This window comes from Mycolicibacterium vinylchloridicum, assembly GCF_013404075.1.
In the GTDB taxonomy this organism is placed as follows: Bacteria; Actinomycetota; Actinomycetes; order Mycobacteriales; family Mycobacteriaceae; genus Mycobacterium; species Mycobacterium vinylchloridicum.
Map to the genome: position 1 here is coordinate 1 of NZ_JACBJQ010000105.1, position 7,519 is coordinate 7,519.

At 61.5% G+C, this 7,519-nt stretch carries 9 protein-coding genes; 4 read left to right on the forward strand and 5 right to left on the reverse strand.

Annotation, left to right across the window (positions count from 1 at the left end):
• Positions 1–285 precede the first annotated feature (285 nt).
• The 4 genes from HPC46_RS33070 to HPC46_RS33085 are packed head-to-tail and all read left to right on the forward strand — an operon-like array spanning position 286 to position 2,245.
• On the forward strand, positions 286–957 hold the full coding sequence (locus tag HPC46_RS33070) for an ABC-three component system protein (RefSeq protein ID WP_179476248.1): 672 nt from the start codon (positions 286–288) through the stop codon (positions 955–957).
• Positions 950–1,501: an ABC-three component system middle component 2 gene (locus HPC46_RS33075; protein ID WP_051659897.1), complete on the forward strand. Its 552-nt coding sequence runs from the start codon at positions 950–952 to the stop codon at positions 1,499–1,501. The genes HPC46_RS33070 and HPC46_RS33075 overlap by 8 nt, the downstream gene beginning before the upstream one ends.
• On the forward strand, positions 1,485–1,871 hold the full coding sequence (locus tag HPC46_RS36030; RefSeq protein ID WP_036339737.1) for an ATP-binding protein: 387 nt from the start codon (positions 1,485–1,487) through the stop codon (positions 1,869–1,871). Before HPC46_RS33075 ends, HPC46_RS36030 begins: the two co-directional genes overlap by 17 nt.
• Positions 1,775–2,245, forward strand: a complete 471-nt coding sequence (locus tag HPC46_RS33085) for a hypothetical protein (RefSeq protein WP_125477408.1) — start codon at positions 1,775–1,777, stop codon at positions 2,243–2,245. Before HPC46_RS36030 ends, HPC46_RS33085 begins: the two co-directional genes overlap by 97 nt.
• Positions 2,246–2,373: 128 nt before the next feature.
• Here HPC46_RS33085 and HPC46_RS33090 read toward each other — a convergent pair whose 3' ends face one another.
• The 5 genes from HPC46_RS33090 to HPC46_RS33110 all read right to left on the reverse strand — a co-directional run bounded on the left by HPC46_RS33090 (position 2,374) and on the right by HPC46_RS33110 (position 7,382).
• Positions 2,374–3,639: a tyrosine-type recombinase/integrase gene (locus HPC46_RS33090; RefSeq protein WP_036345900.1), complete on the reverse strand. Its 1,266-nt coding sequence runs from the start codon at positions 3,637–3,639 to the stop codon at positions 2,374–2,376.
• Entirely contained in the window at positions 3,639–3,830 is a 192-nt protein-coding gene (locus HPC46_RS33095; protein ID WP_036339733.1) for an excisionase family DNA-binding protein, read from the reverse strand. Before HPC46_RS33095 ends, HPC46_RS33090 begins: the two co-directional genes overlap by 1 nt.
• A 151-nt stretch (positions 3,831–3,981) precedes the next feature.
• A complete protein-coding gene (locus tag HPC46_RS33100) occupies positions 3,982–5,379 on the reverse strand; it encodes a replication initiator (RefSeq protein ID WP_168214926.1) in 1,398 nt (465 codons plus the stop codon).
• A gap of 80 nt (positions 5,380–5,459) precedes the next feature.
• Positions 5,460–6,956, reverse strand: a complete 1,497-nt coding sequence (locus tag HPC46_RS33105; protein WP_325096866.1) for an FtsK/SpoIIIE domain-containing protein — start codon at positions 6,954–6,956, stop codon at positions 5,460–5,462.
• A 42-nt stretch (positions 6,957–6,998) separates the two neighbouring features.
• Positions 6,999–7,382, reverse strand: a complete 384-nt coding sequence (locus HPC46_RS33110; protein ID WP_036339731.1) for a hypothetical protein — start codon at positions 7,380–7,382, stop codon at positions 6,999–7,001.
• Positions 7,383–7,519 lie beyond the last annotated feature (137 nt).

Here is a 7,519-nt window from a genome sequence, read left to right on the forward strand (position 1 = left end):
CGGCGCCGTCTTCCACAAAGGCAAGCTACTCGAACGCCCCGCCGACATCACACCGCCCGAGCCGGCCGAATCAACCGAAACGGAGGTCGCCTGAAACACCCCGATCCACAGGTATTGACAATTCCTCACTGTTTCCAGTGCAAGCACTATGCAGAACCTCTCGCCCTAGGAGACATACTTCCCGAGATTCTGAAGATCTTCGTGGCAACTGTTGTCGGAGAGTGCGTTCTGCCGGACAGCTACCAGATCTTGGCTCCCCGCGGTTGCAGTACAAACTGCGGTCGGATGCTCAGCAGCCCGCAGAAGTTGAGGAAAAAGTTCCTCGACCACTTGGCCGACGACGACAGCACCCTCGCGAGGGGCCTTGAGTCGGACCTCGTCTCTTCGGTTCAGGAACTGGCGTCGGTCACGGATTTCTCGATGTTCCGATCCGTCGAGCTGACTGATGTGCTTGAACTGCATAAGACAACTTGTTGGTACAGCGACCGATTCGCCACAGCGCTTCAGCCGCGACCCGCTCATGTGCCAGCTCCCGGTGACTTGGCGACACACGAACGGAGATACGTACAACAACTGGTTGATGTTTACGCCGAAGCACACCCCGAGGAAAGCCTCCAACCCGAATCAGTGGCATCAAATCCCAGAGTGGGCGAACGCTTTCGCCGCCACCGCGAGAACTTCTACAAGGCGGAGGCGCTACGAGTGTACGCGCGGGATTCAGTGCCGCCGGGGACTTTTGAGCGATTGCAGGATGACATTCATTCGGGTGTTATCGATGTAGTCGAGGACCACCACGCCACGGGCCTGAGACGTTTGACGAGTGTGCTTTCGCTAGTTGGACAGCTGGATCTGAGTCGGCATCGTCTGATTTCGGTGGTCGAGATCGATGATCGACAGGGCATGTGCCACCAGCTGGCGAACGTCGATCGGATTCAATGGATGTCGCGCAATGAATGACTACGACAATCGGGCACCGAACGGTCCAGCGGGCGACCGTCGGAGGCCGCAAAGCATCAATGAATCGCCGCTGAACGGCCCTTTGGAGGTCGGCATCCGCGTGTTGATGATCTTGACCCAGGCCTTCCCAGCTGAACTCGACCTGAATCAGCTTGTCCTGCTTGATCACTTCGTGCTCCACAGCAGGGACGTCGGTGGCCCTGAAAGTCTGCATCCGGCTCTGCCGATCCGTGCAGGCGAGATTGCGGCCAAGCGTGAATCTATCGAGGCAGGAATTGGTCTTCTGCTGAGGCTGCATCTCGCCGAGATTGCGGTTGGAATGAACGGGGTGCGGTTTCTTGCCGGCGACGGCGCCCTGCACTTCGTGGGAGTCTTGGGCTCGTCGTACTCACATCGCTTGCGCGATCGTGTCGGATGGGTGTTGGGAAGTTTTCCCGATCTGGACGAAGCGAATCTGCGACGGCAGACAAAGGCGATATTCGATTCCTGGTCCGAAGAATTTCACTGGCCCGATACGGACGGGAACAATGGCAAACCGCATTAGCCTGACGCATCTGACTTTCGTGGGGCCCGGCAAGGCTCCAGCGACGGTTGATTTCGGGCCACGAACGACTGTCATCCATGGTCCCTCTGACACAGGGAAGTCGTTCATTGTCGACGCCATTGACTTCATGCTTCGTGGTTCCACTCTTCGGGAGATTCCGCAGCGCGCGGGCTACAGCACAGTCCTATTGGGAATTCGGACGCCGACTGGTGAAGACGTCACGCTCACCAGGGGGGTCGAGGGCGGCAGTTTTGGCTTGCTGGAGGGAGTACTGTGCGGCGCTTCTCTAAAGCGATCGGTGAGAGGCTTTCCGCGTGGCAGGTCCCTGATGGTGATGAGGTCCGTTATGACCGGGATGAGCAGGATCTGATAGCGGGCGATCAATTACGCTCTGCTCACGGTAAAGGCGTTCGCGCAATCCTCCACTCCGCCTTCACCATTGGCCTTGCTCAGTATTGCTTTGAAAATGATCTTCCACACCCTGGATTTGTCGTTCTGGATTCACCATTGGTGACCTATCGCCCACCGAAGCCTGGCGAAGCCGTCGATCGTGAGGTTCTCGACATCGGCATTGCTGCGCGGTTCTACGACGACATTCAGCAGTCGGTTGGTGGGCAGGTCATCATCATGGAGAACATGGATCCACCATCTGGACTCCGGAAGGAGTCAACCGACGTATTTTTCACAGGCGTTGCGGGGGAAGGCCGATTCGGCTTTTTTCCGTCTCAGCCGTTGCCGTCGTAACCAGAGACCTTTGATATTTCGACAACGGCAACGTCATCGTCGGCTTGCGGCACTCGATCGCGCGTCGTTGCGGTCGACTTGTACGGACTCGAAGCTGAACGTATCCGCTGAATTCCATCAGGCGAACGCTACCCGGTTTCGTCGCCGAGGCTGTTGGAGGCGAACAGTGAGCCCATCGAGTCCAAAGCATCCCGTTGAACGGCTTCGATGACCTCGACATAGGTTCCCGTCGTCACCGTGATTGAGCTGTGGCGCAGAATCTTCTGAACCGTCGCCGGCTGAACTCCCATTGTGAAGAGCAGGGTGGCGCACGAGTGTCGGAGGTCGTGGACGCGAAGTTGCGGCACCTCCGCCTTCGCGCACAGGCTGTGGAACATTCGGTTGACGTTGCGCGGCTCCAACGCGCCGCCCTTAGGGGTCGTGAAAACCAGTCCCGTGTCGCGCCACGTTGATCCGGCGGCCAGGCGCTCCTCCAGCTGGCGCCGGCGGTGGTTAGTCAGAATCGGCACAAGCGTCCGAGGTACTGGCAGAACTGCGACGGATCCTTCAGTTTTGACGTTCTCAAGCTTCAGCTGGCCGTCCACGCGGTGCAACGCTCGCCTGATTGTAATCCGCTCAGCGTCTAGATCGACGTCGGACCATTGCAGCCCGAGCGCCTCACCACGACGGAGTCCCATCGACAGCGCGACTGCCCACAGTGCATAAAGTCGCGTCGTCTCAGCGGTCTTGAGAAAGCGCATCGCCTCAGCCCGCGTGAAAGAGCGCACCTTCCGGTCATCGGTCACGCGCAACTGAACGAGTCGGGCGACGTTGCGGCTTAACATCTCTTCGTCGACCGCATCCTGCAGAGCAGCCCGCAAAACGCGCAGAATGTGGCGAATCGAGCTGGCAGACAACGCGTCGTTGCAGCACTTGGCAGGCACGAGAGCGCAGCACCGTGCCTGCGACTTGCGCCCTCGCGCTGCGTCCTTCCCTTGGGCGCAGCATTGGCATCGGGTCTGCAATCCGGTCAGCCATGCGCGAATATGCGAGGCCTGCAGTGACTTCAGCTTCCGATTGCCAATTCCCGGGATGATGTGCAGGCGCACGTCGCCCTCATAGGTCGCATACGTCGTGCGCCGAACGCTAGGCTCCGCAATGTGCTCTAGCCAGTAGGTCATGTACTCAGCGACCGTCAACGTCGTTGTTGCAGTGGGTATGCCGCGTCGCTGTTGATCGAGAACCTTGCCGAGTTCGTCCAAGGCGGCACGCTCACTATCGCCGTAGACGCTGATGCGCTTCCGTCGTCCGTCCGGCGTGTCGACGAAGACTTTCGCCTCCCAGCGCCCATCACCTCGTCGGTACACGCCGCCCTGGCCGTTCGCGTTGCGACGTGCTTTCCCACCTGCAGCCATCACGCGGCTCCTTCAATCAAGCCGGATAGGTAGTCGTCGAAAGACTGCCGCACGATCCGCCGGCACCTACCGATCTGTACCGATCTGACACGTCCGTCCCAGATCAGCCGGTACACCATCCATCGACTGACTGCGAGACGATCCGCCGCGGCCTGCACGGTGATCAGCTCAGCACTGAATTCAGTATGCATCCGTTTTCCTCTCCGTGTGGAAGTAATTCGGAATGCCGGCGTACGGCTTGTGGGGGTGAAGTAACACATACGGGTTGTGCTGCGGGCGAGGCAATTTCAGCTATTCGCAGGGTCCCGGGACCGGTCTTCTCGCGATCGAATACGGGCGTAGTCATGTCGACCAGTCTGGTGGCGAGGATTGATCGTGCGTCCAGCGATTCGCACGGACGATGTGGCGATGTTCGATCATTCGGTGCGCCGCAGACACGACCAAAGTGCGTTCACCGAGATTGCCCAGCCCGGCTCGATCGAATGTCCATTCCACTTCTTCTTCGGCACCGTGAAGCGCCCGATCATGTTCGTCGGTCGCGAGGTCTGAGCGGTGGCGTTGCTCCCGAGTCCACTCAGCTCGATGCTCGCGCAGCGCACTCATCGTGGTGGAGAACAGCCGGGATTTGGTGGTGATATGCCCACGAAAGCCGAGAGTGTGCAGCCAGCGGTCTATCTCCGAGTAGGCGCCATGATCGGCTAGATCGAGAATTGTGGTCAGAATCGCCCGGATATGTGTGGGGACGTCTAAATCGGGAACGGCGAGCGGTGACATCCGTCGGACCCCAACGCCGAAGTCGGCGACGGATTTGGTCACGTACTTGGCCAGGTAGGCCGGGACCGACCGACGCGACTGGCGAGGTGTTGCCCCGCCGCAGTCACTACTGTCCGACCGCAATGGCCGCGCATCCGTCTGAGTGCCGAACTGTATTACACGGCTACTGATTTCAGCGCCGTGTGCTGGGGCGGCGACAGTGAGTGCGACGCCGCTTGCGGCCTGATGGATTAGGAGGGCCAGGTCGGTGGCTGTGATTGAGGACTTGGGTGGTGTTGGGGCTTGGCCCGGCTGTGGCGGCTCGTCGAGGCGGATTACGGCGTGGAAGTGCGGGATCGCCCGACGTTGCATCTCGGTCACCTTCACGAAATTGATTCGGGCAGCGGTGGGGGATTCGCCGAGCGCGCGTAAGCGTCTACGCAACAGCCGGCGCAGGGCGATGGTGAAGCGCCGCCACAGTTCAGGGGCATGCCAGGCGAACAGGACATGCCCCATGTAGTCGTAACAGTCCTCGCAGAGCGGCTGACCGACATGAGCATCGCCCTCGTGGTGGATGGAGCTGCACCACAGGGGTCTCCCGTGCTGGCAACGTTGGTGGGCATTCCGGCCCCGGTCGTGGCACCGCCGAGCCTGGCCTCGCTGGCCGTCATCGCGTGTGGTGTGCACGGCCCCGAAACTGGGCGCGGTCAGCGTGACGAACACCTGAGGGTGTTCGGCGACTGTGGGCGGCAGATCGTGATGGCCACCGTGCACGCCGGCGTGTACGAGTTGCCAGGTATCGCGGGCATAGAGATCAGAGCAGGACGGGCAGGCGACAGCGCGTCGGTTGTTGCATCGGGTCCACACCCGAAGCTCGCGACCGAAGCTGTCGGTTCCTGTCAGACGGATCGGATTCGCACAGAACCCAGCATTCTCCGCTTTATTCCACCAGGTCTCGAAGTCGCGGGAGGCGGCGCGACGCACCATCTGCGCCACCACGCCGATGGTGTCGGTACCGGCCGGAAGGCCTGGCAGTGTCGAAACCGCAATGCCCAGCGCAGCAGTGGTCACGACTGGCGACCTTCAGTCTCGGCGGTCCGAGGATGCGCTCTTGTGGGGGCAAAGCGAGCGACGAGATCATCAATGGCGGAATCGGTGACGTGGAAGGCCCGAACTCGCAACGGTTCAGCGTTGCCGTCAGTGCAGACGTAACCGACACCGGGAGTACCGGTGGAGATTCCATCACACAAGGCGCCGGCTTCTCGGGCGGCGGCTCCGAGCACCATCGCGGTCTGGGTGGCTTCACTCATGCGCAGCCCGACCCGGATGGAGAAGAGCTGCCGGATGGGCAAAACATCTTTAGACGGGTCCTGTACCGCGGCGACCACCGAGATACCGACTGCGCGGCCCTGGGACAGCAGCAGCCCCAGCAGCTGCTCAACCTCGGCGCGTGTTCTGCGGTCCCCGAGATAGGCAGTCAGCGAGGCGATTTCGTCGATAATCAATACAATCAGTGGTGCGGAGACACTCGGAGTGTGAAGCCGAGTCTTCCCCCGCAGCCGTTGCGCACGTTTCTGCATCACCGCGACAACCGCCCGCAGCGCAGCGAGTGTCTGTTCACCGTTGTCATGGGCGAGCGAGGTGAACAACACTTGTCCGCGCCCGAACTCCATCCCTCCCTTGGGATCTACGACGACGAGGCGTGCGCAGCCCGCCCGCACGGCGGGGCCGACGGCGGCAATGATTGACCAAAGCACCGAGCCCTTGCCCGAGCCGGTCGCGCCTGCGACCAAGATGTGCTGTCCCAGTAGCGGTAGGCGCCAACGCTCACCGGCCTCGGTGAGCCCCACCCACAGGCGGGACAGGTCCGGTGTGGTGCCCCTGGCCGGACGAGGAAGTTGGATGGGTGTCGTCAGCGGATCGCCGTGATGGGCGGTGATGCGGATCGAGCCCGGTCGGGTCGAGCGAATGGTCACCCGCTGGGCGCTCAGCGCTTCGGCTAACGCGTCACCTCGGGATTGCCAGTCGGCCAACGACTGGCCCGTGAGGATGCGTACCTCGAGAACGTCGCTCGTGACACCGATCGTCACCGAACGCAGAATCGGCACCATGACGTGACCGTCGAGACCGGCGGTCAGGCCACACAGCGTGCAGACCGTGGCCCATCGGCCTCGATAGATACCCCATGTGCGCCACTGGACCCGCAGACGTACCGTCACCCACTGACGGAACGTTTGGGGGGATAACAGAAACCAGCTGAACAATGCGAGAGCCGACCAGATCGCCGCCAAGAGGCCGACCAAGGGACCGCAAGTGACGGCCATCCAGACGCTTGTGATGGCCGGAATGCTGATCATCGGAAACAACACCGACGCCCATACCAGCGCAGCAGTCGCTTTGCCAAGCGCCGTGGCTGCACGGAGGGCAATGTCATCGGAGTCCGAGTGGTTCGGAAGAGAGCGGTTGGAGCGGTGAGCTCGTGGGTGGCCAGGCATGGCAGACCTTCCGGCAGGCTTGCGGGATCGGGGTAAGGAGAGGCTTCGGCCGAGCGGGCGCAGCACCACCGTCTCTTGGTGTTGCGGTGCTGCGCCCACTCGACGAAAGGGTCAGGCGGCCGGCTTGCTCGTGCCGCCGGGTACGCCGCTCGGTGACGCATTCCGAGGTGCGGCAACGACTCCCGCCAGTGGTGCACCTGAAGCGCGGATCGCTTCAGCGCGGAACGCGACTCCGCTGCGACTGTCCTGGCTCCACGGCAGGGCAACCAAGCCCTCGATGTGGATCGGCTGCCCGACCGTCACATTCGGGTCGCCGGCAACCGTCACGGTGATGACGTCGCCGCCCGTGGAGTCCAGCGCCATCACCTGGACCTGCCACAGCGGCAGACCCGTCTCGCGATCCAGCTTCGGCTGGCCGGTGTCAAACGCGATCCGCTGTTCGGGTGCCCGCGTGCACACAAATGACACACCGCCGGTGTTAATACGTAGTTTCATTCCAACTGTCTGTCAATGGCCAAATGGAAGTACCCGCTGGTGGCCGGATAAAAGTCTCCACCCCGTGTGGTGATTCCTAGGTTGGTTGGGTGTTCTCCTTCCGGTGTTGGGCGTCTTTCATGCGGTAGGAGTCGCCG